Source organism: Glaciecola punicea ACAM 611 (assembly GCF_000252165.1).
Taxonomy (GTDB): domain Bacteria; phylum Pseudomonadota; class Gammaproteobacteria; order Enterobacterales; family Alteromonadaceae; genus Glaciecola; species Glaciecola punicea.
In genome coordinates this window covers 69,688-96,188 of sequence record NZ_BAET01000033.1, presented here as the reverse complement: position 1 = coordinate 96,188, position 26,501 = coordinate 69,688, and the positions used below count along the sequence as shown (strand labels likewise).

General features: G+C 42.8%; 24 protein-coding genes and 2 pseudogenes. 16 read left to right on the top strand and 10 right to left on the bottom strand.

The features are described from left to right. Nucleotides 1–12: 12 nt before the first annotated feature. Nucleotides 13–228 (bottom strand): annotated as a pseudogene (locus GPUN_RS12810) (TIGR02450 family Trp-rich protein). 415 nt (nt 229–643) lie between these two features. Here GPUN_RS12810 and GPUN_RS12805 point away from each other — a divergent pair. After that, nucleotides 644–2,671: a S9 family peptidase gene (locus tag GPUN_RS12805; RefSeq protein ID WP_051987362.1), complete on the top strand. Its 2,028-nt coding sequence runs from the start codon at nt 644–646 to the stop codon at nt 2,669–2,671. Nucleotides 2,672–3,287: 616 nt separating this feature from the next. After that, nucleotides 3,288–3,662 (top strand): VOC family protein, encoded by a 375-nt coding sequence (locus tag GPUN_RS12800; RefSeq protein ID WP_006007484.1) that lies wholly within the window; start codon nt 3,288–3,290, stop codon nt 3,660–3,662. Nucleotides 3,663–3,767: 105 nt separating this feature from the next. Here the strand turns inward: GPUN_RS12800 and rsmD are convergent, their stop codons facing one another. Then, on the bottom strand, nt 3,768–4,397 hold the full coding sequence (gene rsmD, locus GPUN_RS12795) for a 16S rRNA (guanine(966)-N(2))-methyltransferase RsmD (protein WP_051987355.1): 630 nt from the start codon (nt 4,395–4,397) through the stop codon (nt 3,768–3,770). A 16-nt stretch (nt 4,398–4,413) separates the two neighbouring features. Here rsmD and ftsY point away from each other — a divergent pair, with 16 nt between their 5' ends. The 4 genes from ftsY (at nt 4,414) to rpoH (ending at nt 8,831) form a co-directional block, all read left to right on the top strand. After that, on the top strand, nt 4,414–5,784 hold the full coding sequence (ftsY, locus tag GPUN_RS12790) for a signal recognition particle-docking protein FtsY (protein ID WP_439644184.1): 1,371 nt from the start codon (nt 4,414–4,416) through the stop codon (nt 5,782–5,784). A gap of 92 nt (nt 5,785–5,876) precedes the next feature. Further along, nucleotides 5,877–6,560, top strand: a complete 684-nt coding sequence (gene ftsE / locus GPUN_RS12785; RefSeq protein ID WP_006007481.1) for a cell division ATP-binding protein FtsE — start codon at nt 5,877–5,879, stop codon at nt 6,558–6,560. Then, nucleotides 6,557–7,534, top strand: coding sequence for a permease-like cell division protein FtsX (ftsX, locus tag GPUN_RS12780; protein ID WP_006007480.1), 978 nt, complete (start codon nt 6,557–6,559; stop codon nt 7,532–7,534). The genes ftsE and ftsX overlap by 4 nt, the downstream gene beginning before the upstream one ends. A 439-nt stretch (nt 7,535–7,973) precedes the next feature. Next, complete coding sequence (rpoH, locus tag GPUN_RS12775) at nt 7,974–8,831, top strand: RNA polymerase sigma factor RpoH (protein WP_006007479.1); 858 nt, start codon at nt 7,974–7,976, stop codon at nt 8,829–8,831. A 32-nt stretch (nt 8,832–8,863) separates the two neighbouring features. On the opposite strand, the gene GPUN_RS12770 is transcribed toward rpoH, so the two are convergent. Further along, entirely contained in the window at nt 8,864–10,027 is a 1,164-nt protein-coding gene (locus GPUN_RS12770) for a 1-acyl-sn-glycerol-3-phosphate acyltransferase (protein ID WP_006007478.1), read from the bottom strand. A 90-nt stretch (nt 10,028–10,117) separates the two neighbouring features. Then, the gene (locus tag GPUN_RS12765; protein ID WP_006007474.1) at nt 10,118–10,813 is read right to left on the bottom strand and encodes an alpha/beta hydrolase; all 696 of its coding nucleotides are present in this window, start codon (nt 10,811–10,813) and stop codon (nt 10,118–10,120) included. A gap of 820 nt (nt 10,814–11,633) precedes the next feature. Between GPUN_RS12765 and GPUN_RS12760 the strand changes: the two genes are divergently transcribed. Further along, nucleotides 11,634–12,368, top strand: coding sequence for a substrate-binding periplasmic protein (locus GPUN_RS12760; protein WP_238528988.1), 735 nt, complete (start codon nt 11,634–11,636; stop codon nt 12,366–12,368). Nucleotides 12,369–12,395: 27 nt separating this feature from the next. Here the strand turns inward: GPUN_RS12760 and GPUN_RS12755 are convergent, their stop codons facing one another. The 4 genes from GPUN_RS12755 to metJ form a co-directional block, all read right to left on the bottom strand. Next, the gene (locus GPUN_RS12755) at nt 12,396–13,298 is read right to left on the bottom strand and encodes a bifunctional GNAT family N-acetyltransferase/hotdog fold thioesterase (protein WP_006007470.1); all 903 of its coding nucleotides are present in this window, start codon (nt 13,296–13,298) and stop codon (nt 12,396–12,398) included. Between the two features lie 120 nt (nt 13,299–13,418). Beyond that, complete coding sequence (gene dtd / locus GPUN_RS12750) at nt 13,419–13,856, bottom strand: D-aminoacyl-tRNA deacylase (protein ID WP_006007468.1); 438 nt, start codon at nt 13,854–13,856, stop codon at nt 13,419–13,421. Nucleotides 13,857–13,879: 23 nt separating this feature from the next. After that, entirely contained in the window at nt 13,880–14,851 is a 972-nt protein-coding gene (gene pip / locus GPUN_RS12745) for a prolyl aminopeptidase (RefSeq protein WP_006007466.1), read from the bottom strand. A 305-nt stretch (nt 14,852–15,156) separates the two neighbouring features. Continuing rightward, nucleotides 15,157–15,480 (bottom strand): met regulon transcriptional regulator MetJ, encoded by a 324-nt coding sequence (gene metJ, locus GPUN_RS12740; RefSeq protein ID WP_006007462.1) that lies wholly within the window; start codon nt 15,478–15,480, stop codon nt 15,157–15,159. Nucleotides 15,481–15,792: 312 nt separating this feature from the next. On the opposite strand from metJ, the gene GPUN_RS12735 reads away from it, so the two are divergent. Next, nucleotides 15,793–16,707 carry a virulence factor BrkB family protein gene (locus GPUN_RS12735; protein WP_238528987.1) on the top strand — a complete coding sequence of 305 codons (915 nt, stop codon included), beginning with the start codon at nt 15,793–15,795 and terminating at the stop codon, nt 16,705–16,707. A gap of 20 nt (nt 16,708–16,727) precedes the next feature. On the opposite strand, the gene mutH is transcribed toward GPUN_RS12735, so the two are convergent. Beyond that, nucleotides 16,728–17,396 carry a DNA mismatch repair endonuclease MutH gene (gene mutH / locus GPUN_RS12730; protein WP_006007458.1) on the bottom strand — a complete coding sequence of 223 codons (669 nt, stop codon included), beginning with the start codon at nt 17,394–17,396 and terminating at the stop codon, nt 16,728–16,730. 84 nt (nt 17,397–17,480) lie between these two features. On the opposite strand from mutH, the gene rppH reads away from it, so the two are divergent. The 8 genes from rppH (at nt 17,481) to GPUN_RS12690 (ending at nt 26,097) form a co-directional block, all read left to right on the top strand. Next, nucleotides 17,481–18,017, top strand: coding sequence for an RNA pyrophosphohydrolase (rppH, locus tag GPUN_RS12725; RefSeq protein ID WP_040521140.1), 537 nt, complete (start codon nt 17,481–17,483; stop codon nt 18,015–18,017). A 94-nt stretch (nt 18,018–18,111) separates the two neighbouring features. Further along, nucleotides 18,112–20,406: a phosphoenolpyruvate--protein phosphotransferase gene (gene ptsP / locus GPUN_RS12720; RefSeq protein ID WP_006007453.1), complete on the top strand. Its 2,295-nt coding sequence runs from the start codon at nt 18,112–18,114 to the stop codon at nt 20,404–20,406. Next, a complete protein-coding gene (locus tag GPUN_RS12715; protein WP_006007451.1) occupies nt 20,407–21,213 on the top strand; it encodes a sulfite exporter TauE/SafE family protein in 807 nt (268 codons plus the stop codon). It begins immediately after the preceding gene. A 4-nt stretch (nt 21,214–21,217) separates the two neighbouring features. Further along, nucleotides 21,218–22,075, top strand: coding sequence for a prolipoprotein diacylglyceryl transferase (gene lgt, locus GPUN_RS12710; RefSeq protein ID WP_006007449.1), 858 nt, complete (start codon nt 21,218–21,220; stop codon nt 22,073–22,075). Between the two features lie 59 nt (nt 22,076–22,134). Then, nucleotides 22,135–22,986, top strand: a complete 852-nt coding sequence (locus GPUN_RS12705; RefSeq protein WP_040521185.1) for a thymidylate synthase — start codon at nt 22,135–22,137, stop codon at nt 22,984–22,986. A 429-nt stretch (nt 22,987–23,415) separates the two neighbouring features. Then, on the top strand, nt 23,416–23,823 hold the full coding sequence (locus tag GPUN_RS12700) for an MAPEG family protein (protein WP_006007440.1): 408 nt from the start codon (nt 23,416–23,418) through the stop codon (nt 23,821–23,823). A gap of 58 nt (nt 23,824–23,881) precedes the next feature. After that, entirely contained in the window at nt 23,882–24,523 is a 642-nt protein-coding gene (locus GPUN_RS12695; RefSeq protein ID WP_006007439.1) for an SDR family oxidoreductase, read from the top strand. A gap of 191 nt (nt 24,524–24,714) precedes the next feature. Further along, nucleotides 24,715–26,097 carry an NAD-dependent succinate-semialdehyde dehydrogenase gene (locus tag GPUN_RS12690; RefSeq protein WP_006007438.1) on the top strand — a complete coding sequence of 461 codons (1,383 nt, stop codon included), beginning with the start codon at nt 24,715–24,717 and terminating at the stop codon, nt 26,095–26,097. A gap of 142 nt (nt 26,098–26,239) precedes the next feature. On the opposite strand, the pseudogene GPUN_RS14050 reads toward GPUN_RS12690, so the two are convergent. Next, a pseudogene (locus tag GPUN_RS14050) lies at nt 26,240–26,434 on the bottom strand (NADP-dependent oxidoreductase); the annotation flags it as partial. Nucleotides 26,435–26,501: the final 67 nt, after the last annotated feature.

Sequence of the window (26,501 nt, the reverse complement as noted above, 5' to 3'; positions counted from 1 at the left end):
TACCGCGCGTTTTTAATTCCAACCCTGCAACCACTTTTCAGCGTCTTCTAAATCTCGCCATTGGATGGTAAATTCACGTTTTGACATAAGCGCCTGCAGCACACACTCAACAACGGCTTGGTCTTCATCAAGCACAACCTTAACCACCATAAAATGCTTTTCTTTATCGACAGGACATGTCGCCGTCCATTTGCTGTTGACGAGTTTTTAAGGACTAAATTTATTCAACTTGCTACCTTTTATTTTGCTTATTGTTATCTATTGTCTGTAAACACTTGAATGAAAATATCAATTGCCCACTGGTAATACCGTATCATACTCGACAAAATAGGGTCATATTTTCGTTATTCTACTTCGCGCAACTGGCACCAAGCTGACCCTAGAGAAAGTGAGTTTTAAGTCTCAGTTTATTGATTAAAAAAGTTCTGTATTCCCAAGCTATGTGATTAAAAGTAGCGGTTTCACTTAACTTTATAGCTGATTTCAAGTACAAATACGTGTCGGGTTTTGCCGCGTCAAATGACATACAAAACCGTGAAAATTTAGGATTGAAGCATACAATTTTATGAAGTTTACAAAGGAATATAATGTGAAGAAATTTTTAGGGTATTTTAGTTCGTCGCTCTTATCGCTCTCGTTAGTAGTGTCAATAAGTGGAGCTGGTGGTGCTAACGATAGCGTAAATAGTAGCGCAAATGAAGCAGTAAAGGGTACTACCCTTAGTGTTGAACGCCTGTGGCAGCTTGATCGTATTGGGCAGCCAGTGGTCTCTGCTGACGGCAAGTTTATAGTCGCACCCGTGTCTAGTTTTGAAGAAAAAGAAGATAAGGGGTCAACTCAACTCTGGTTATTTAACGATTCGCCCGACAGTGCGCGTGCCATCACCGCCAAAGGTCTCAGTGTCAGCCAAGCAGTGTTTTCACCCGACTCAAGTCACCTCGCCTTTATTAGTAAACGCGATAAAGACGACGCCGGTCAAATTTACCTCTTACCCATGACCGGCCCAGGCGAAGCGTTTCAGCTAAGCAATGTGCCCACAGGCGCGTCTAACCTCAAATGGGTAGGCTCGCACCTTTATTTCACAAGCTCTGTTTGGGCAGACAAAAGCTGGGACGAAATGACTCAGGCCCTAAAAGAACAAAAAGATAAGAAAGTGTCGGCTTGGCAATGGAACGCGCTGCCTTATGCAATGTTCGACAGATGGATTGATGAAGAGCGCCAGACACATGTATTTCGTATACCGGCTAAAGGCGGTGATATCGAACAAATCACCCAAAATTTTGGCTTAGAACTGCCGCGCCAATTCTATGGCGGCGAAAGCTTTGACATTGACCCCAGCGAAACACTTATCGCTTTTAATGCGAACGGTTGGGATAACACGGTCGATATTAAGTACGATATTTTTGTGGCTAACATTGGCGCCAGCGAAGCGGTGAATATCACCAAAGACAATGATGCGCCCGACTCTTCACCTAAATTCAGTCCAAATGGGAAAACCTTGGCGTTTTTGAGTCAAAAAATTCATGGTTTTTATGGCGACACCATGCGCATAAAACTATATTCTATTGCTGATAAAAGCGTGTCGGATGTAAACGAAAGCTGGGACCGCTCGGTGTCTAACATTCAGTGGGCAGCTAACAGCAAAGGCTTTTACAGCCAAATTGATGACGCCGCTACCCGCCGTCTATATTATATCGACGCAAGTAATGGCGAGGTAAAAGCGATTACCAAGGCGACAAACTTTGGTCTGCCGGTGCAGCTGTCGAGTAAGTACTTAGTGGCCACCAATGAAAGCTTCTTGCATCCCGCTAGGCTGGTTAAAATCGCTATACGAAACGGCGCGTTTTCGCGTTTAGACAACTTTAACGACGATGTACTCGCGCAAGTTGAGTTAGGCACCTACGAATCTGTCACTTATAAGGGTGCTGAAGGAAAAGATATCCAAATGTGGGTACATTACCCGCCGGGCTTTGACAAGCGCAAAAAGTACCCTTTATTCTTATTAATCCACGGCGGTCCTCATAATGCTATTACCGATGGTTTTCATTATCGCTGGAATGCACAAACATTTGCCTCGTGGGGATATGTAACGGCTTGGCCTAATTTTCATGGCTCAAGTGGTTTTGGACAAGACTTTGCAGACTCTATTAACCCAGATTGGAAAACTAAGCCGCTTGCAGATGTACAGGCCGCCATCAACTGGTTTATGCAAAAAGACTGGATAGACTCTGAGCGTATGGTCGCGGGCGGGGCCAGCTATGGCGGCTATCTTAGCTCTATTTTGTTAGGCACCGAACACCCTTTTAAAGCCCTGCTGATCCATGCTGCGGTATATAACATGTACTCGCAAATGGCAGCCGATTTTGCGGTGCACTCCACACGCTTTGGCGGCTATTGGGAGAACCCTGATATTTACAAATCAATTTCGCCGCATTATTTTGCAGACAAATTTGCTACGCCCACCTTAATCAGCCACGGACAGTTAGACTACCGGGTGCCAGTTGGACAGGGGTTTGAGCTTTTTAGAACCTTACAAACCAAAGGTGTTGACTCGCGCATGATCTATTTCCCCGACGAAAACCATTGGGTGTTAAAGCAAAATAACTCGGTGTATTGGTATAATGAAGTGAAAGACTGGATGACACGCTATGCACACCCTAACGGTAGATAGTAGACGTCACTAGATAGCGTAAGCTATGAGTTGAAAGCTTCGTATCGAAATGTTGAGCTAGGCTGCAAAACCTTCTAAAATGACGATGTTTTTAACTTTCAATTGAGACTTTTCTGCGTCACACATTAAGTCTTCCTAAGTTACTGAAGAAACACGTAGTTGTTCAATATGGGAATTGAAAAGTCGCTTCAGGTGGAGTGGCTTTTATTTGATAAGTAAATTCTTTAGTAATAGTGATTATGTCTTAAAATATTTTGCCAACATTGGCGAGTCTGGTACGTTATAAATATCCCCTAAGTCAGATTTAATGTCTGTAAAAATGGAGGCTATTTTTAATAAATGGTAAAGATGAAATCCATGTTTATAGTTCAGATAAACGCGTGAACTTTACAGAGTAGCGATTAGCAAAATAGCTGGCGACTCGGAGTGTTATTATTAGAGTTGGCATTCAGGATTGAAGGAATGTACAGGGACTAAATCTACTATTGCTGATTCTGTAAGCAAAGCAGTGCTAACGTTCGAAAAGACTTTAAATGGCCGAAAAGTAGGATGCTTTTTTTGACACCTAAATCTGTTATGGTAACGAGTATTAACTTACAAAATAAAGAGTGCAATTATGAAATTAGGTTTACTGTCTTTGAGTTTAAAAGTCGCAGATATTGCGGTTTCAAAAGCATTTTATGAGAAATTAGGGTTTAGCCAAATGGACGGGCATATAGATCAAAAGTGGTTAATAATGAAAGACCAAGATGATCAAGTGATCGGTTTATTTGAAGGCATGTTAAAGAAAAACATGCTGACCTTTAACCCCGGTTGGGGTGCTAATGGGCAAAACACAGATGATTATATTGACGTTAGATATTTACAAAAAATGCTTGGTAACGAGGGGATCGACTGTGGTCAATTGATTGGTGAAAACAGCAAAGGTCCGGCAAATTTTATGATGACCGACCCCGATGGCAATCCTATAATTGTTGATCAACAAAGATAGTTTCTATTTGTATCACGTATTGATTTTGCTTTTGAATAATCGCTCAGTTGCTTAACATCCTAGTATTCTGATTCTCTTGGATAATGAATTGCAATTATTTTAAAATTAGTTGGCAGCTAGCTGATATAAGCGGGCATTTACTTGGCTGGTTTTAAGCTCTTTGAGCAAACAAAACTGGGCCGGTAAGTCGTAGCTGTCGTTGTGGCTTGTTTCTATGTACACGTAGGCATTTTGTGCCAGCATATTTTCACTTACAAGCCTATCGATGCTGTTGGCCACCATCTCTTTTCCAAAAGGAGGGTCGATAAATACTATATCAAACTGTTTAATTGCCGCGCTGGTAAACTCATGGCTTAATGCACTAGCATTTACAACATCTGCCTTATCTGTTTCTCGCAGAGTGGCTAGGTTATCGCTAATTTGCTGAGCAACAACTCTGTCGTTTTCAATGAATACGATATGTGCGGCGCCGCGCGAAAGCGCCTCTATTCCAAGGCTGCCACTGCCGGCAAACATGTCTAAACAAGTGGCTTGGTTAATAGACGACATAAGCCAGTTAAACAGTGTTTCTTTCACTCTGTCGCCTGTTGGGCGTAAGCCTTCATGCACAAGCACGGGAAGTCGCCGGCCTCGATGTTCACCGGCAATAATGCGGACTAAACCACGGCTCATTTTGACATTTTTAGCGCGATTGGCCCCGCTTGACGGTTTTCTGCACTTGTGTGTTGGTGACATAGGCTAACAAAATGGTATGATTAAGGGATGGATTGCCACAGTATATCAACAATTAAACAGCGAAGCGTACACAAAGATGTCAAAATTATTCAGTTGGTTTAAAAAAGACAAGCCAAAGCAAGACAGCGCCGACTCATCAGCGAAGACTGAAGCAGAAGAACTAGCGCTTGAACAGCTCCTTAGTGACAAAGAGCAGGTGGATAGCGACGATTCTGCGCGGGCTTTAGAAGATCATGGTAGTCACAAAAAAGAGCACAAAGGCGACGTAGAGGCTTCAGGAAAAAAGGCTACAAAGGACGCTGTGGATGACATATCACCAGATGCTGAGGCAAGGGTATCTGGGCGCGCACAAGAAGTTTCGCTTCCTGAATCAAATGTCCATGCAGAATCAGAAAAATTAGACGCTAGCACTGTCGTGAAACCGCAAGCAAAAACAATAGACGCAAGCGCCAAAGTTAGTTTTTTTGCACGCTTAAAAGTGAGCTTGTCTAGAACTAAAAATACCATAGGCAGTGGTTTTAGCGGCCTATTACTTGGTAAAACCATTGATGATGAGCTCTTTGAAGAACTTGAAACACAGTTGCTTTTGGCTGATGTTGGTATGAGCACCACCACTAAAATTATTAGCCAATTAACCAAAAATGCTAAAAGCTCATCGCTTAAAGACGGCGTGGCATTGTCTGCGCTGCTGCAGTCACAGATGCAAACTATTTTAGATAAAGTAGACAAGCCAATAGATTTTAGTATAGCCAAGGATGACGAGGGCAAGAAACACCCCTTCGTTATTTTAATGGTGGGTGTAAACGGTGTGGGTAAAACAACCACTATCGGCAAGCTAGCCAAACAATTTCAAGCGCAAGGTAAAACAGTGATGTTGGCGGCTGGCGACACCTTTAGGGCCGCAGCCGTTGAGCAGCTCCAAGTGTGGGGTGAGCGTAACAATATTCCCGTAGTAGCGCAGCATACTGGCGCTGACAGTGCGTCGGTCATATTCGACGCCATTGAATCGGCAAGTGCAAAAAAGGTTGATATTTTAATTGCAGACACTGCGGGCCGCTTACAAAACAAAGACCATCTGATTGAAGAGCTCAAAAAAGTGGTCAGAGTAATGAAAAAACTCAATCCCCATGCACCACACGAAATTATGCTGACCTTAGACGCAAGTACGGGCCAAAATGCTATTAGCCAAACGAAAATATTCAATGAAGCGGTGGGTATAACCGGGATTAACTTAACCAAACTTGACGGCACTGCTAAAGGCGGCGTTATTTTTGCTTTAGCTGACCAATTCGCCATTCCCGTTCGTTACATTGGCATTGGCGAAGGCATAGACGACTTAAGAGAGTTTGAGTCAAAAGCTTTCGTAGAAGCATTGTTTTCTGAGTGATTCCCTTGCTGTAAGTCATCTTAGCGGGCCTCATATGTGTTTGCGTGATGTTGCTCTTTAGCCATCAAGCGTTTTATTAACCAAGGTGCACAATGATAAAGTTTGAAGAAGTGAGCAAAACTTATCCTGGCGGTCAGCAGGCCCTAAGCAAGGTTGATTTCCATGTTGAACAAGGTGAAATGGCCTTTTTAACAGGCCATTCAGGCGCAGGAAAAAGCACGCTACTCAAACTTATCAGTTTAATGGAACGCCCTAACGTGGGCCGCGTACTAATAAATGGGCATGACTTAGGTAAGGTAAAGCGCAAGCAAGTTGCCTATATTCGCCGAGACATTGGCATGATTTTTCAAAGCCACCAACTGCTGATGGGAAAGTCAGTGTTTGACAACGTTGCGCTACCTTTAATTATTGAAGGACACACGCGCAAAACGATTTTTAAGCGAGTAGACGCGGCGCTTGAAATGGTAGGCCTGCGCGATAAGACGAAAAGCTTGCCTATTACCCTGTCAGGCGGTGAGCAGCAGCGCGTTGGTATTGCCCGCGCGGTGGTTAACAGACCGCCTTTGTTATTAGCCGACGAACCTACCGGTAACCTAGATCCGAAGCTCTCAATGGAAATTATTCGTTTATTCGAAGATTTTAATAGCGCCGGTGTGTCGGTGTTTATCGCTACCCATGATTTAGGCCTAATAGCGCGTATGAAATACAGAACCCTCACCCTTAAAGGTGGGCGCATGATCACCGACGGCCTATCGCAGCAGGGCGGTTGGTCATGAGCCTGTTATTTAGAGGACGCCAGCAAGCGAGCAGCCACAAGGTGAGCGTGATGCAACGCTTTTTTATGTTTTTCGCCGACCATTTTCGCCAAGGTATTAACAGCTTAGGCGAGCTTTATCGTATGCCTTTTGCATCGCTCATGACTATTGGTGTGCTGGGTTTTAGTATAACGCTGCCAAGTACCCTGTATATTATGGTTGAAAATACCGAGCAGGTAACTGAGCAGTGGCAGCAGGCTTCTGAAATATCCCTGTTTTTACGATCCGACGTTAACGACACCCAAGCTCAGCAGCTTATAGGCCGTTTAAGCAGTTGGAATGAAATTAACAGCGTTAAATTTGTGTCATCGCAGCAGGGTTTAGAAGAGTTTCAGCGTTTGTCGGGTTTAGGCGAAGCGCTCGATTACTTAGATGAAAATCCGTTTCCGCCGGTGGTGTTAGTGATCCCCACTTCTAAACACGCTAGCCCTAAAGCCGCCGCAGATTTACTCGACAAACTGCGTAAAGAGCGCGAGGTCGACATAGGCAAGCTTGACATAGAATGGTTAGAGCGCTTGTACGGATTGCTATCAATAGCTAAAGAGCTTGTTTACTTGCTTTCCACACTGCTATTTTTTGCTGTAGTGCTCATAATTGGTAATACTATTAGGCTAAATATACTCAGCAAACGCGACGAAATACTGGTTATGAAGCTAGTGGGCGCCACCGACGCGTTTATTCAGCGGCCATTTCTGTATACCGGATTCTGGTTTGGTCTATTAGGCGGCCTTATGGCGTGGGTCACGGTTACCTGCATTCTTATTTGGATTGGCTGGAGCCTAGATGCGTTTATGCAGCAGTATCAAATTCAGCTAGATATTACGGGCTTAAATATTCAGGCACTGGTATTTATGCTGCTGCTGTCAGTATTTTTGGGATTGCTAGGCTCGTTTTTATCTGTACAAAAGCACGTTGACGAGATTGAGCCGAAGTAAGTAAATGGGGTATATAAATTGTTAGGCAAAGATTTCTTTTTGCAGCGTAAAAACTGGCTCTCTGGCAAATATATTCATCATAGTTTGTGACTGATCATTGAATATTCTATTTTATTAATGCATAGCGTACGAGTGCATACAAGGTGTTTTTAAACTTCATGCGCAGCATGTGTGCCAGCAAATTAGCTTATCGACGCCATGAAGTTCTTGCGTGGCGTTAGCACTATTAACTTAGTTTAATTAATTAATTGCTTACTTTTTGCTGTAAAGGTATATAATTAAAATTAACTGGAGTTTGAGTTTACATACTTAATCCCAATCACTTATTAGATAAATAAAGTTTCAAACTATTATGCCGAACTTAAGGCTTATCATTAGGTCGTATAGCTAACATAATATTTATAATGCAATTCAAGCAGTACAAAGCAAAGAGGTAACAATGAACCACGACATTCAATCATCCTTAGCCTTAACGGTCTCTCATGGCGGCAGTATCGAAAGCTACGTACAGGCTGTGTCGAGTATAAAAATGTTATCGGCAGAAGAAGAAAAATCATTGGCAGTTCGTTTATTTGAAAACGAAGATTTAGAGGCAGCGCGTAAATTAGTTATGTCGCACCTACGCTTTGTAGTACATATTGCAAAGTCATATGCAGGATACGGTTTACCCCAAGCCGATTTAATCCAAGAAGGTAATATCGGCCTAATGAAGGCGGTTAAGCGTTTCGACCCAAATGTAGGCGTGAGACTGGTTTCATTCGCGGTGCATTGGATTAAAGCTGAAATTCACGAATTCGTGTTGAAAAACTGGCGCATCGTTAAAATTGCGACAACTAAAGCTCAGCGTAAATTGTTTTTCAATTTGCGTAAAGCGAAAAAGCGTCTTGGTTGGTTTACGCATGCAGAAGTGCAGAAGGTGGCCGAAGAACTCAACGTCAGCACAAAAGAAGTACTGCAAATGGAGTCGCGCATGGCCAGTCAAGACACCGCTTTTGACTTAGGCAACGACGATGACGAGTCGGCTTCGTTTAGCCCCGCTCAGTATTTAGAAGACCAAAGTACTGATGTTGAAACATCCGTCATTAATTCTGACATCGACAGCGCCGCGTCGAATCGCTTATATTCAGCCATTCGAACGCTTGATACACGTAGTCAGCACATCATTGAAACTCGCTGGTTATCTGATGACAAACTTACGCTGCAAGATTTAGCCGATGAGTATCAGGTGTCTGCAGAGCGAGTTCGTCAAATTGAAAAGAACGCGATGAAGAAGCTACAGGCGGCGATGTACGCTTAGTATTTCTTGCATACTTCATACAAAAAAGGGCCTTAGCGGGCCCTTTTTTGTTGTTGTCTCAAAAGCGGGTTTGCATACATTTGAAGTAGCTTATGTTGCTCACTTGGGTTCAGCGACATTAACTTATTATTGAGGTAATTATAGGCTACTTTGTATTCAGCATTATATGCAGTTCTTTTACTATCAGCTAAAGCGTTAGTTTCGCTTTGTTTAGCGTTGAGTAAATCTAAGGCAACCTTTGATGTAGCAAAAATTTGATAGCCATTGAGAATTTCTGAGTCAATAAAAGTGGCAACTTCTTTGGCGCTAGAGAATTGACTGCCCACCAACTTACCAAAATGCACATGCACTTTGCCTTTTCTGCCGGTAATGCCGTTAACAATACTGCGCATGTCCTCATTATCAGGCTTCTCGTAGCCGCCTTCGTTTTCTGACTGCTGAAGCTCTTTTGCTTTATTGGCGTCACAGGGGTCGAATTCGTATGAAATTGATACCGGTACTATTCTTAAATTATTCACATATTCGCTAAATTCTGTGGATTTTGATTTATGCAAAGTAAGCATCGAAATAATAGCGGGATTGGTTTTGTCAATGCCGTCTTTGGCGCGACCTTCGCGCTGAGCGATCCACAAATGCTGTTTATCTACCTGCAGCGATTGTTGCATATATTCGCTTAGTAGCTTAGCGGCGTTTAGCTTCTCACGCCTGCCTTCTACTGAACGTTCAACCACAAAGCATTTGTTTAAGCGAAGTAACTCAGCCACCCAGTTTTTATCAAATAAATTATCGCCCACAGCAATTCGAACCGTGTTTTGGCCGTTAATGTGCAGCACCCAGTTTACAAATGCGGGGTCTAATGCAATGTCTCGGTGATTGCTTATGAATAGGCAAGGTTTGGATATGTCTAAGCCTTCTAAGCCAGAAACGCTTAAAGAAGTGGTTGTATTCTTGATCATTTTTTTCATATACGGCTCAACTAAGCGCTGAAAATCGACCAAGGTATTCACTTTGTCTAGCTTTCTGCTGACAAACTGTTTCATTAAAAATGCCAGTATTGGGCTAATAAAGGCAGGTCTATTTGCAAATTGAAACCTGACTAAGGTGTCAATAAATTCTTTATTGCTTACCAACGAGCTTAATACTGAGGGTAAGTCATCGTTGTTATATGGCCTGATTTTGTCAAATTTGGATGTCATGTATGAGATTTTACTTCGTCAATTTTATAATGGCAGCCATGTTGGCTAATGGCCGCATTTTTATTATTAATAAACTTCGAAACAGTGTAGTCAATAATGAGATGTTTGTCGTTTATATTCGTCAAAGAAAGTACTTATACTTTGGTAAAAAATTGGAAACTGTGAAATATTATTATGCCCCGCTGCTTGAATTACAATTAGTCTTGCTGGTTCAAGCGCCAAAGCACTGGCTAGCGTCTGGCTATGTTTGTTGGGAATGAGCTTGTCTTGTGCGCCGACAATAATTAATACTTGGCTGTTAACGTGTTTTGCTAAAGCCACAGAGTCATATTTGTCTTTTAATAAAAGTGATACAGGGTAAATAGGAAAGCTGTTTTGCGCAACGGCTAAAATACTGTCGTATGGGCTTATCAATACCAACTGGTCTACTACTCTATTGGCAGCTACGTACATAGCCACGCCTGTGCCCAAACTTCTGCCCATAATGGCGACTTGCGAATGCTGCGTTTTTACTTTATCAAACACCGCTAGCGCATCTGAGAATAGACCTGCTTGTGTCGGCTTGCTGGAGCTGCCGCCATAGCCGCGATAATTAACCAAGTATATTGTTTTGTTGCCAAACGCAGACGAGAAATCCTGTGCGTTTGCGATAACCGGCTCTGCATTGCCGCCAAAGTAAATAAGAGCTTCATCGTTACCTTGATTAAGTACAATAATCTGAACAGTCACGTCCTCATTTAGTAGACTAAGTTCTTCATAATTGTGACTATAAACTGGCGTTGGCATATACAGTAGGTTTCGCTGAAACACATACAGCAGCGCGAATCCTAAAAGATATATGCCTAATAGAGTGTAAATTACATTTTGAATACTTTTATCCTCACATCTAGGTTCATGGCTGCAACGTTGCTCTAACAAAAGCAGGCCTGCGATTATTGTAAAGCTAATATAAAGATATGTTAAAAAAAAGATAATAGTTTTTATTGAAACGTTAAATTTTTCACGCTTCTTCACACTTCTTCACGCGCGCCAAGACACTAAAGTCACAAGAACTAATCGCGGTTTTAAACGTGGCTTATGACCACAGTAAATTTGTGTCCACCCCCGCAGCCCAGTGAAGGGCATAAGCCCACTTTGGTAAGAGCGAGTCTACACTGATGGTGTCGAAAATACGGGAGTGTGGTTTGTTGAAAAAAGCACTGGAAACGTCTTTTTCCAAACTCAACAGTTTGATGTTAAGGTCAAATATAACCACTACCGCACACAATAGATTCAGTTGGGAATTACTTGGTACTGGTAATGTTAGTGCCCCGCCTTAGTCTCAATTCCTTATTGCCGGATTTGTCTAATTTTGAGTGTGATCAAGCGTCCGCATGTTAGATAGACGTACTTGTTAAGCATAAATAACTATCAAATTTGTAAAATATATGTTAAAAGAAATAAGAAACTCGCTTTTATTATATACTTTAGTTTATGTTAAAGGAGCATTGTTTATGAAAGCACGACTATTACCTTTTTTTTCCTGTTAATGGCTTGCTCACCTGCGAGTGAGCAAAATGAAGCTGCTGAAGTCTTAAAGCAGCCAGTAAATCCACCAATCGACCAAATGAGCTCAGCGGACACCAAAACCAGCGCGGCACAGCAATGCAACCTGGTATTGGGTTTTGACGCATGGGAACCTTATCAGTACGTCGATGTAGGCGGCCGAGTAGCGGGTTTAGACATTGAATTGATTTCAGGCGTTGTTAAAAATATAGGCTGTGAATTAAGGTATAAACAAGGCGCATGGGTCGACCTACTAGCCGATCTTGAAAAAGGCGATGTTGATATCTTGCTGGGTGCGTCGAAAACTGAAGCAAGGCAGCAGTTCGCATTTTTTAGTGACCCTTACCGAGTGGAAGAATTCTCTCTATACATTCGAAAAAATGATAAGGCGCAAGCTGAGCACGAATCTTTGGGCGAGTTTGTTGCCAACGGCGGCACTATAGGCATCGTTGCCGATTACCTATATGGCGCAGAAGTGTCTAACTTGCTCGATGATCCTGACACGTCTGGCCTATTTGAAAATGCCATAATGGGCGAGATAAATGTAGCAAGGCTGCTAGACGAAGATATTGCAGGTTTTCTAGAAGACAGTTTTGTAGGCGCCTCATTACTACGACGCAAGGCCTTGTCTGAGTTAATCGTGGCACAGGGCATTATTATTCAAACGGGCAATGTTTATGTCATGTTCAGTCGTGAAGGCTTTTCACAGCAGCAGCTTGAATCATTTAATGAAGAGTTGCAAAGCACCAAAGAAAGTTCAGGGTATCAAGACTTACTAACTGAATACGCTTACTAAGTGTTTAGCCAATTTAAGTGATAGTCATTACTCAGCGCTGGGTAAAATCCAGTACTGCCCAGAAAACTCAGCCACCGCTTCTTGCTCGTCAAAAATATCGACGCGCAGTGAAGCGGGACACTTCTTGCCAATTTTAAGGAGTTCAAACTTGGCTGCGACCGATCCAATATTACAAATGCCGCGCGGTTTACTGCTAAGCGGCTTATGATAGCGAATACTGGCATCACCAAGCACAATTTCGCCCTCAAGCCCTTTTTGTTTGAGTTGCAAAAACAGCATCCCCCAGCCTGTTAACGTCGCTAATGAATAGACACTGCCTGCAAACATGGTGCCGTGAAGATTAATGTTTTTAATTAGCGAAGCCCTAGTCTCTATTGTGCGCATGGTATATTGATGCAGCTTAATGCCCATGTGTTCGGTGATAGGAATTTGGTCGTGCCATGTATTTTGTAGCTCTCGACACCACTTAGGATGTAACATAAGAACATTGTTCTCGACCAAATTTTTGAGCATTTGTTTACGTTTAAGTTTACCTGAATCAACGGGTGCATTTTCTGCAATAGCAAAGCCGCGGGCACTGAAAAACGCAATTGAGGACGCCCTTGAATTAGTCACAGCGCGCTTGGCGCCTAAGTCTCTTGATACTTGTTCTAGCGCGTCTAAAATGATTTGGCCAACGCCCTTTCGTCTGTACGCTTCAACTACTGCAATGTGCCTAATTTGTGCTTCGTCACTGTTGTTAAGGTGCACACGGCCGCAGGCCACAATGACACCGGCGCCCGTTTTTACGACTCTGTGTTCGCTAACGGTGTCATATTCATCTTTTTCAGAGCCAGGCGGGTGCCCCAAAGGTTCGTGTAGCCATGTCCACCGAAAATGGAAATAACGTTGAAGTTCTTCTTCGCTAATAGGCGCGCTAATAGTAAACACTGTGCATTCCTTATTGACGTTTTAAGATTGTAGATAAGCAAGACAACTTTAAAAAGGGTAAACCATATTTTATCAATAGCTTATTGATAGTGTATGAATGGCTGTTCATTCGCCAAGTTCCTACACCTTTAAGTAGAATGTGGCGGGGCCATCATTTATTAATTCAACTTGCATATTAGCACCAAACTGACCGCTTTTGCAGGGGCTATATGTACTGCTAAAATGGGTAATAAAGTCGTTGTATAAGCTTTCTCCTAATGCTGGTGGTGCGCTATTGGAAAACCCGGGGCGGTTTCCTTTTGCAGTATCAGCCACTAAAGTAAACTGAGATACCACCAGCAGTTCGCCGTTTACCGTCAACAAGTCAAGATTCATTTTTCCTTCTGCATCGCTGAATATTCGTAAATTAGCGACTTTTTTGGCTAATTTTTCAAGCTCAATATTGGTGTCGTTTTTTTCTACGCCAAGCAGTAACAATATCCCGATATTTATCCTGCTTATGCTCTGTTGATTGACACTTATGCTCGCGCTTCTCACGCGCTGAATTAGTCCTATCATACTGTTCCTGATTAGCCAATGGCTCAATTTTTTTTCAGTAATGCTCTTATTTGTTTAAGAGCGCTCACTAAGGCTTTGCTGGTGCCTTTTTCGGTTCCGCTGTGACCTGCGTCTTCTACGATGGTTAAGTGTGAATGCGGTAAGGCCTGGTGCAACTCTACTGCTGATGCACATTTACATACCATGTCGTAGCGACCATGTACTATATACACCGGTATTTCTTGTATTTTATGTGCCTGCTCAAGGATATGATTAGCGGGCATAAAACACCCGTTTACCACATAGTAACACTCAAGTAGTGCCAAGGAGTATACTTGCTGGTTTGAGGCACAGTCTATAATGGGCATTTTCATTTGCTTAAGCGTCGAGATACTACCTTCCCAATTGAACCAAGCCGAAGCGGCTCGGTGTCTTACGCTTTCATCGTTGTGGGTAAGCTGTTCTAAATACCAGCGGCATAAAGACTGCTCGTCTTGCTGGGGCTGTGGATTAGTTTTTGTAAAGTCAGCTACAAATTCACTGTAAGCTTCAGGAAATACTTGACTTGCGCCTTGGGTGGCACTAGTAAACCAGTTGGCGTCTTGCTGCCTGCCCAGAAATATACCGCGCAGCACTAAGCCCGAAACGCGTTTTGGATGGGCAATTGCATACGCTAGGCCTAAGGTTGAGCCCCATGACCCACCAAAGATAAGCCATTTATCAACATTAAAAAACTCCCTTAATGCCTCAATGTCTTCGATTAATTTCGCGGTAGTATTGTTCTCAAGAGACCCAAAGGGCTGACTTTTACCGCATCCGCGCTGGTCAAAAGCGATAAGCCTGTGCTCGCCGTTCAAAAATGGCCAAAAATAATTCTGGCCAATACCCGAGCCCGGGCCGCCATGTATGAAAAGTGTAGGAATACCCGACAGACTGCCCGACTCTTCAACGTGTAAAGTGTGCCCGTCACTGGTTGCGAATTTAAATGTTTTAAGAGATTTTATACCGTCCAACATTGTTAATTCCTTGTTTCTTTAACCGGATATCTATTATCGTAACTTATATATTACGTTTAAAAATAAAAAAGTGACTATTTTCCTTTACTGAATCATTGTGTATGAAGAAAGCTATGTTTCACAAACGTTTATTACCCGCCGCGGCAGCTGTTTTGTTAATAGCTTGCGTATCTGCAATTATAGATAAATATTTTGATCTGTGGAAAAGCGAGTGATTCTTGTTGATAGAGTACAATATACGCAAGAGCCACAAAAAGAAGCGCAGCAGGAGTTTGATCGTGCCCTAGCGTAGTTTAGTGCAATAATTAATCTTGAGATTCTATTTCAGCCACATCAATGCCCATCTGTAGCATAATATTTCTCGCCTGAGTGGGGATTCTATGTTTATTATCTTTTTTCAAATCGATATCATCGGGCAATGGCTGACCGGTAAACGCATGTAAAAAAGCTTCGCATAATAGTTCTGAGTTAGTGGCATGACGCAAATTATTCATTTGCCTGCGCGTGCGTTCGTCAGTCAGCACCTGCAGTACCTTTATAGGAATTGACACGGTAACCTTTTTTACCTGCTCGCTTTTTTTGCCATGCTCTGCATAAGGGTGAATATATTTACCGTTCCATTGCGCCATTTTTTTATCGTTATGTGGGTTCAATCATTGTAAAAGTCTAACTGGTCTAGCGAAAAGGTCAATATAGACGTCTAAATTGCTTGACGTCTATCGCGCAATTTTCACTGTGGAATTTTGTAAATAATGCTGTAAGCCTTGCTGTATCATGTATTTTGGGCCTTAGTTTGCTAAGATATAGATTATAGAAATTAGGACATTTGTGATGCTCAGTGCATTATTAATGCAAATTATTGGTCTTAAGGCTATAGAGTCTTTTGGAGCGACGTGGAAATGTTACATAAATTTAAAGGCTACGGGAAAAGAAAAATGCCAATGTTGAGGTCAATTGCGATTAATTTTGCTAAAGACTTAATGGGCGAAAGAATCACGATAACGGCAGGGCACTTAGCTTACGTAAGCTTGCTGTCACTGGTACCAGTAGTCATGGTGTTTTTTATGGTGATGTCTGCCTTTCCTGCCTTTGAAGAGATCCGCGAGGAATTTGAAGAACTTATTTTCAGCAGTTTCGTACCCACCGCAGGTGACGTTGTGCAAAATTATATGACTGATTTTGTAGGCAATGCTTCAGGTATGGGCGCAACCAGTATTATTGTTCTCTTGGTGGTTGCAATTATGCTTATATCTAACATAGACAAAGCGTTTAACCATTTATGGAAAACCAAAAACGAGCGCCCTATCATTTTTACCTTTGCCATTTATTGGATGGTGATCACCCTAGGACCCTTGTTGATAGGTGTGAGTATTGCGGTTAGCTCTTATTTAGGCAGTTTAGCCACGTTTGCCGACGACTATACGCCTGGTTTTGGCACTGCAGCACTTGCGCTGGTGCCTTGGCTAGCCGCTATAGGCTGTTTCATGCTCTTATACATGATAGTTCCTAACCGGCATGTACGTGCAAAATACGCATTATTTGGTGCTTTGTTGGCCACTGCACTATTTGAAGTAACCAAGCAGGGCTTTGCCTTTTATATTTCTAATTTTCCGTCTTACGAAGTTATATATGGGGCTTTAGCGACCATTCCTATTTTATTTGTATGGGTGTATTTATTGTGGATAGTGGTGCTGCTTGGCGCAGTATTTACCTATAGCGTGACGATGACCTGTGAAGCCTTTGAAAAAGAAGAGGCATCGCGCGACGATGGGACTGCTTATTCACCCGTTAGTGAAAGCGGTGATAACGAACCTTCTTTGGAAAATACGGAAAATGCAGTTAATACGCAAAGCTAAATGACGGTTGGAGGCGGTGATTAAAAAGCGCCATCGAGCACCGATTGCGTAAATTCTTTGCGCAAATAAAAGCCACGAGGCCGCGTTAAAATAGTACTACCGTTGTTGCCGATTGCTTCGGTGAGGGCGCTTCCGTCTGCTGCTTTAGGTCTCAGCTGCAGTACTTGGCCAATGCGCGCGGTAATAGATTCCACTTGGCCCAAGGATATCATATCCATAAGCTCCTCCCAGTCTTGCTGCATCAGCAAAGACTGCTTTGCACTGGGCTGCCACAAAATAGGTGAGCCGATAATGCGCTCACCAGGGGGGATATCACGTTCGCCTTGAATGGGTATCCACAGTACTTTTTGCAGTTTATTACGTACGTTTGAGGTTTCCCAAGTTACCCCCATCATATGTCGCAGCGGCGCATAGCACACGTAGGTTGTCTCTAAAGGGCGAAGCGCATAACTAAGCGGTAAGGTTTTCAGCTCTATGCCTAATTCAACAAAGTCTTGTTCGGGCTTGCTGCCTGCGGTGGCGCCTAAATAACATTCTATAAGCTGTCCACTCCAACCTTTGTGGCGCTTAAAGTTGTGCGGCACGTTTACCTTTAATTCACTAGCCACATCCGCAAGACATAGCCCCGCCAGCCGATGCGCGCGCATTAATAGGTCTTCTTGTGATGTTGGGGGTGCTTGTATTTTCATAAAACGGCAACAATTACTTTGATTAAGGCTAAGAATATGAAAGAATGAAAGTATATCAAAAAATAACCGCGTCAGGTAATCTAAGTGATTGATACCGAAGGGTTCCGCGCGAATGTTGGCATCATAATCTGTAATAAATCAGGACAAGTTTTCTGGGCCAGACGATATGGCCAACATTCATGGCAATTTCCGCAAGGTGGAATTGACAAGGGCGAGACTGCCGAAGAGGCAATGTATAGAGAGCTCAACGAAGAAGTTGGCTTGACACAAAAAGACGTAAAAATTGAGGCAGTGTCACGTAGTTGGTTGCGTTATAAACTGCCTAAACGGCTTGTGCGCAAGGGTACCGATCCGGTATGTATTGGTCAAAAGCAAAAGTGGTTTTTACTTTCACTCACATGCAAAGAGTCTGATGTAGACCTAGCGGCGACCGGACATCCTGAATTCGATGATTGGCGTTGGGTAAGTTACTGGTATCCTATACGTAATGTCGTGTCATTTAAACGCGACGTATATAGACGAATGATGAAGGAGTTTATGCCTTTTGTTATGCCAATCACTAAGTGCACCCCTTTGCCGCCAAGGCGAAATAGAAATAAGCATAGACACACCAAAACCTAGCGATTAGCACACGCTGCAATAGTTGGTGTAAGGCTTGCAGAGTCAGCATGTTTGCACACGTCTCGTCGTTATTTATTTTATCGTAAGGAACACAATGCTTACTGCCCTTAAGCAAATCATTCAAGAGGTAGGTCAAATACCCGACCTACAGCCTGCATTGATGCGCTTAGTCGAAATGGTAAAAGAAACAATGAGCGTAGACTCATGTTCTATTTATTTAACCGACTACGCTAAGCAAGAGCTCAGTTTAGTGGCCACTGTTGGGCTTGATCCTGAAGCTGTGGGTAAAGTAAAAATTGGTTTTTATGAAGGCCTGATAGGACTTGTAGGCGACCGCGAAGAACCGATTAACATCGAAAATGCGCCACAGCATCCAAAGTTTAAGCATTTCCCAGAGGTAAAAGAAGAAAAATTTCATGCCTTCATTGGCACACCTATTATTTATCAGCGAAAAGTACTGGGTGTTATTGCGATGCAGCAAGAAAGTATTCGTCGTTTTAGCGAAGACGAAGAGGCCTTTTTAATCACCCTAGCCGCTCAAATTGCATTAGAGATTGTGACCGCTGAAACACTGGGTAATTTAAACCTTGATAATAAGGTACTTATAAACGAGTCGCGTGTAGTTAACGGTATTCCTGGTTCGCCTGGTTTAGTCATTGGGCGCGGTGTTGCCTACAATGCAAAGCACGATCTCACACAATGGGTGGCGAAAAAGTCGGGCGACGCTAAAACGCAAGTTTCCCTCTACAGAAGTGCGGTTGAGATAACGCGCGCAGAGGTAGACCGGCTATCAGACCAAATAAAAGACAATATTCCAGAAGATGTAAGCGCTATTTTTCAACTTTATCATCAACTGTTAGACGCCAACAGTTTAGGGCGTGAAGTAGAGGCTAAAATACACGAGGGCTGGGATGCCGCATCGTCGTTAAAACTAGTGGTTGAAAGCTACGCCGCTAAGTTTGAGCGCATGAGCGACTCGTATATGCGTGAGCGCGCGATTGATATTATAGATTTATCTAACCGTATTTTGAGGAATATTGTAGGTGACAGCAACCAGCAGTTTTTACTCAATAAAGACAAACCAGATCATGAAAAGTATATTTTAGTTGCGCGCGAAATAAGTGCGCCTATGCTAGCGGAATTTCCAAGACATTTACTCGCTGGTATCATCTCAATTAAAGGCTCAAACAACAGCCATGCTGCTATATTAGCGCGCGCTATGGGCGTGCCTGCGGTTATGGGTTTGCATAAAATATCGCTCAATATTCTAAATGACCAAGAGCTATTTTTAGACGGGTATTCGGGCGAGGTTGTACTGAACCTGAATGAAAATAACCGCGCTGATTTTCAAGCACTCATAGCACAAGAAGAAGTGCTGCAAAGTAAAGTTACAGCACAGGCCGATAAGCCTAGCATTACCCTAGACGGCAAGCGTATTTCACTGCTTGTGAACGCAGGCTTGTCTGCGAATGTTGAAATGGAGCAGTTCTTACAAGGCGACGGGGTCGGTTTATATCGAACTGAAATTCCATTTATGATGCGAGAACGCTTTCCATCTGAACAAGAGCAATATGCGTTATATCATCGTTTATTAAGTGCGCATCCTAGTAAAGAAATTACCATGCGTACGCTAGATGTAGGCGGCGACAAACCGCTTTCCTACTTTCCTATTGTTGAAGATAATCCGTTTTTAGGCTGGCGCGGTATTCGACTTACGCTAGATCACCCCGATATTTTCTTAGTGCAGGTAAGAGCGATGCTGCGCGCCAGTATAGGACTGTCTAATCTGCATATTTTGTTACCCATGATTTCATGCATCAGTGAAGTGGTAGAAGCCAAACGCTTAATTAAGCAAGCGTTTTTAGAAGTTAAAGAAGACGCTTGCGATCAGGGTAAATTACTGTCTAAACCGGCAGTTGGCGTGATGTTAGAGGTACCCGCAGTTATATTTCAAATAGAGCAGTTAGCGCAACATGTGGACTTTTTCTCTGTGGGTACGAACGATTTAACCCAATATTTGTTAGCCGTCGACAGAAATAATCCACGCGTATCGTCACTCTATTCTAGTTATCATCCGTCGGTGCTAAATGCCCTGCAGCAAATTGTCACAAAGAGCAATAAAGCAAATATTCCGGTGACAGTATGCGGTGAGCTAGCCGGTGAGCCGGCAGGCGCGGTTATTTTGCTTGCCATGGGGTATCGAAAGCTAAGCATGAACGCACATAGTTTACGCAAAATAAACTGGGTGTTGCGCAACACCGATATTTCTCATATGCAGGGGTTTCTCAATGTTTTACTGCGTCAAGACACACAGCAAGACGTCATTAGCTTAATAAACGATTATTTAGAAACCAAGCAGTTAGCAGGTTTAATTAGAGCGGGCAGTTAAATGGATGTTGCTATTATATTCTTTCTACTTTGTTTGGTATTAGGGTCGATAGTCGGCATATTTGCCGGGCTTTTAGGAATTGGTGGCGGCTTAATAATAGTGCCTGCGTTTTTGTTTATGGCACAGCATTTACTCAATATTGATATAGAGCATGCTATGCCCATGGCGATTGCGACCTCGCTTTCCACCGTCATCTTTACGGGTTTGTCATCGGCCAGAACCCATCTGAAACTGGGTAATATAGACACGTACATCGTGACTTACTGCGCTTTGGGTATTGCAGTAGGTGCCATTTTAGGCGCTTTTTTTGCAACTAAGATCTCTGGTGTGCTGCTACAGCGAATATTCGCTGGCTTGGTTATTGTGATTGCTTTGCAAATGATATTTGGGCGTAATAAGGTGTCAAGTTCTACCTTAGGTAAACCGTCGCTTGGGCTAATTGGTCTTGGCACCGGTTTTATTAGTGCGCTCATGGGTATAGGCGGCGGCGCACTTCTGGTGCCTATTTTAGTGTGGTTTCAAATTAACATTAAAAAAGCCATTGGCTGCGCTGCTTTATGCGGCGTGGTAGTAGCCAGCTTTGGCAGCGTAAGCTTCATTTACTCGGGTTTCAATAAGGAGTACTTGCCTGATTATTCACTTGGCTATGTATATCTACCTGCCACCTTCGGTATTGCTATCACGTCTATGATCACAGCGCGAATTGGTGCTAAACTTACTGCTAAATTAGACACTAAAAAACTCAAGAGAATTTTCGCAGTATTTCTGGTACTGGTGAGTATTCGTATGATCATAGGACTAGAATAAAAATATGAGCGAACAACCCTATCTTACTTTCCCCAGTATAGATCCTATTATTTTTGAGATTGGCCCGGTGGCGCTTCGCTGGTACGGGCTCATGTATTTAATAGGCTTTGCCGCTGCGTACTGGCTTGCCTCTAGAAGACTATCCCGTACTCCTTGGAACAAAGACGAGCTAAGCGACCTGCTTTTTTACTGTTTTTTGGGCGTAATAATAGGTGGTCGTTTTGGCTATGTCATGTTTTACAGTTTTTCTTCGTTTTTAGAAAATCCGCTATATTTGTTCAAAATATGGGAAGGCGGTATGTCTTTTCACGGCGGTTGTTTGGGCGTTATCGCTGCGGCATTTATATTTGCAAAAATGAAGCAGTGGTCTTTTCTAGCGGTAGGTGACTTTATCGCACCTTTAGTGCCCATTGGATTAGGGGCCGGCAGAATTGGTAATTTCATAAACGGCGAGCTTTACGGGCGTGAAACCACGGTGTGGTGGGCATTTGTATTCCCAGGTGCAGAAAACCCCCGTCACCCTTCTCAGTTGTACGAGTTTGCTTTAGAAGGCGCACTGCTGTTCGTTATTTTATGGTTGTACTCAGTCAGGCCACGCCCTGTTGGTTCGGTGGGTGGTTTGTTCTTGTTAGGCTATGGTGCATTTAGATTTATTGTTGAATTCTACCGTGAGCCCGACGCGCACTTAGGCGTGTATGATATAGGCCTAACCCAAGGTCAATTATTATGTATTCCCATGATATTAGCCGGCATAGCCTTAATCATTTACGCCAACAAAAGTGGCATGATAGGACCATTACCTGCGTTAGTGCCTGGCAAAAAAGGCAAGACTAAAAGCGCAGATAAAAAGCCTGGAAAGTAACCATTAAAAAGTAAGGGATTAGTATTATGAGCACGCAACAATTGCCCAACTCGGCTAATATTAGCCAATACGAAGACTTATGCCAAAGGCTTCTGAACGAAGGCCAGTGGGTTGAGAATAAACGCACCAACATTCGTTGCTTAACGCTCATAAATGCTGACTTAGAATACGATGTAGGCAACCACGCTTTTCCGCTTGTTACCACCCGCAAGTGCTACTACAAAGCGGCAATTGCCGAACTACTTGGATACTTACGAGGCTACGATAACGCCGCCAGTTTCAGGGCAATAGGCTGCAAAACGTGGGACGCTAATGCTAATGAAAATACCGCGTGGCTAGCCAATTCTGCGCGCAAAGGCACAGATGATATGGGAAGAGTATATGGTGTGCAGGGAAGGCAATGGCATAGGCCCGACGGTACGCATCTTGACCAGTTGCAAAAGATTGTTAGTAACTTAAGTCGGGGTATTGATGACCGCGGTGAAATTCTGACGTTCTATAACCCAGGTGAGTTTCATTTGGGCTGTTTGCGCCCCTGCATGCACACCCACACCTTCTCTTTATTAGGTGATACTTTGCATTTAACCAGCTACATGCGCAGCTGCGATGTGCCCCTTGGTTTAACCTTCAATATGCCGCAGTGCTTTGTATTGTTAGCCCTAATGGCCCAAATTTCTGGGCATAAAGCAGGCAAGGTCTATCATAAAATAGTAAACGCTCACATCTATGAAAACCAGCTTGAAATGATGCAGAACGTGCAGCTTCAACGAGCGCCATATGCAATGCCACGCCTGCATATAAACCCAGATATAAAGTCTTTAAAAGATATTGAAACATGGGTAAGCACTAGTGACTTTGCACTTGAAGGTTATGCATGCCACGCGCCCATTTCATATCCCTTCGCGGTTTGATTGCCACTGATAGTTATGCTCAGTGGAGCGACGATTGCAACGTTTTATTCTGTGTAGGCGGTGTGTTAGCGCTCAATATACTCGAATCGCCGTTTGTGACACCCATGGTACTTGCTTAAAAGAGGCTAATAAATTTTTTCAGTATCATTTTATGGTTACTTTTTTGCGGCTGGATGTAGCGACTAATTGCATACCTATTGCCTTTTTGTCCATTGCTTGTATCAAACTAATGTTGAATCAGTAAGATGGCGCTAAAAATGGGTGGATCTCATAGCGACCTAAATACGCGGTAAAGTTTATATTGTAATGTGTACTTATTACAGAGCCTGCGGTACTGACTTTAGAATTAAGCATACATATTAGTAGGTTAACTTAGGCGTGTATATTGCTTCTGTTTTTCACACAAGCTGTGATGAAAGAGAAACAATAATGCCCTACCTTACATATCTAGCATTTTACCTGTATTTACTCATGATACTTATTCAGTGGGCGGTGGCCACGTTTAGCAAAGCTAAACAGCCAAATGTTACTCCAGGAAAATTAGACGATGATTTATCTCACGGCAGTTTTGTGTTTAGAGCCCATCGCACCTTTCATAACACCCTTGAAAACAGTCCTCTTTTTATGGGCAGCGTTTTTTTAGCCGCTATGGTAAGTTCTCAAAGCACCGCTTTTACACTTTGTGTATGGGTGTATTTGGTCGCTAGGCTTATCCACATGGCACTATATTACGCAATAGCAACAGAGAAAAACCCCAGCCCAAGAAGCTATTTTTTCCTAATTGGCGTTATCGCTAATGTCATTATGCTGGTGCTTCTGGGGTTTGACTTAGTTTAATATTGAGCAATGAACACGCCCAATTATCATCTTACACAATTAAAAGGAAATCAACGTGATGAAAAACACATTAATTATTGGCGCAAGCGGTCAAATTGGCAAGCAGTTCACCAAACTTATGCTCAACGATGGGCAAAAAGTGTCTGCACTGGTGAGAGATAAAAGTAAGCTGTCGGATATTAATAATAAAAACTTACATATTATAGAAACCGATTTAACCAACGATTTCAGTCATGCTTTTAAGCACTGTAGCGATGTTGTTTTCGTTGCTGGCTCGGGTGGAAGCACCGGCGCTGAAAAAACATTGCTTATCGATTTAGGGTCTGCGTGTCGAGCAGTAGATTATGCCAAAGCAAGTGATGTCAATCATTTTGTAATGGTCAGTTCAATAGGCGCTGATACGCCTATTGAAGGCCCTGAAGAAATGCAACCTTACTTGGTGGCTAAGCATATGGCAGATGAGCACTTGATACGCAGCAAATTGCACTACAGCGTTATTCGTCCTGGTGCATTGACCGATGATGATGCCATAGGCAAATTCACTCATCAGCGACCATGTAACGACGGTGATGCTAAAATAACGCGCGCCGACGTTGCTAATGCCTTGCTTTACTGTGTAAAAAATGAAGCTAAGAAAAACATAATTATTGAACTTTTCAACGGTAGTGAAGAGCTGGCTGACGTGTTTGACCAGAAATAAAAATAAACGCGTAAAAATCACATAGGTGTTTGAAAATTTTTCACCATTTGCGTCAGCTTAATTGAGTATCAATATTCAGTTTGAGTTATTACTATTAAATTCAATGACCTAGGAAATTTTATACTGCGTAAAAAGTGGCGCTAAAATTGCAAATAGACATTGTCTAAGACAAATTAAGGTGAAATAAACTAATGAGCAATACAAGAAAAACGATCAATCCCTACACAGAAGAAATTCTAGAAGAATATACCCTCATGTCTCAACAGGAGTGTGAGAACGCTATTGAAAATGCACACAATTGCTTTGAAGAGTGGAAATTAGTGCCCGTTGAAAAGCGCGCTAAACTCGCATTAGCATTAGCCGGCGAGATTGAAAAAAACCACGACGAGATACTTCAACTTATGATGGATGAAATGGGTAAAATTAAGGCCCAAGGTAAGCAAGAGTTGGCGCTATGTATTGCTATTTGTAAGTTCACCGCGCAGAACGCATTACAGCAATTGGCAAACGAAGAACGCGAATACGAACCTGGTCGAGCAATTGTTAGTTATCAGCCTATCGGCGTCATATTAGGAATCCAACCTTGGAATTTTCCTCTGTATCAAGTCATCAGATATAGTATTTCAAATTTGGTGGCAGGCAATACAACAGTGATGAAGCATGCGTCTAACGTCTTCGGGATGGCGCAAAAAATACAGACGCTTTACGAAAATGCTGGATTTCCAGAATATGCCTACCAGTCTTTAATTGTGGATGGTAAAACGGCCAGTAAGCTCATTAAGCATGGCAAAATAATGGGTGTGACCTTTACCGGCAGCGATGAAACCGGTAAGTCTGTTGCACAAGAAGCGGCTAAATACGCCAAAAAGACAGTATTAGAACTTGGCAGTAATGATGCCTACCTTGTGTTGGATGATGCCGATATACCCCTCGCAATAGAAACTTGCGTAATAGGCCGTGTCATAAACAACGGTGAGACATGTGTTTCAGCAAAGCGTTTTATAGTCACCAAAAAGAATTACGATGAGTTTAAAGAAGGCTTTAAAAAAGCAATGGAAAATATCAAGTTTGGTGACCCAAAAGCTGACGATACAGACCTTGGACCCATGGCAAGAAAAGACTTGCGCGACGAACTCCACGACCAAGTTAGCCAATCAATTACCGGCGGTGCTACCATAGTGTGCGGTTGTGAAATACCAGAAGGAAAGGGCTACTTTTACCCAGCGTCTATTTTAGAAAATGTTATGCCGCACACACCTGCTTATGACGATGAGTTATTTGGCCCCGTCGCTTCGTTAATAAAAGCCCAAGATGATGAAGACGCCATGAGGATCGCAAACGATTCGCGCTACGGTCTAGGCGGTGGCATTTTCTCTAGGGATGAAGATAAAGCGGTTGAACTTGCGCTTAAGCATTTCAACACAGGCATGATTAACATAAACGGTTATGGTTTAGCGCATCCAAATTTACCCTTTGGCGGCGTCAAAAATAGTGGCTATGGTCGCGAACACGGGGGGTTTGGCATTAAAGAGTTTGTTAATATTAAAGCCGTTATGATAACAAATACGCAATAACCTGGGTTTTTCGCGAAGCTAGAAAAAGGCGCTCATTGCAGATTGAGCGCTTTTTCATACATGTCCCCGAAGTAAAATAGTAGTAGATCCTAAACGCACCGAATAGGAGTTTTCAGGATATTTTAATGTATCAGCTTGTTTTAACGGGCTCCGCGTAAGATTCTGCATCACTCATGCGGCCTTGCATGTAAAGGTCAAGCGACAGGTAGACAGTTCGAAGTAGCACTTCTGCTTTCTTCAAACTGGGTAAGTTGACTTCTTTTAAATTGAAGTTATTGTCGGTGGGCGCGCCCTAAGTGCGCGAGAAAAGTGTTAACTGGCGAGAAGTTATAGGCATCTAGTTCTCCTTTTTTTGGCTTGTAGGTAGCGATAACATTAACGATGCTTGTATATATCTAGATGGT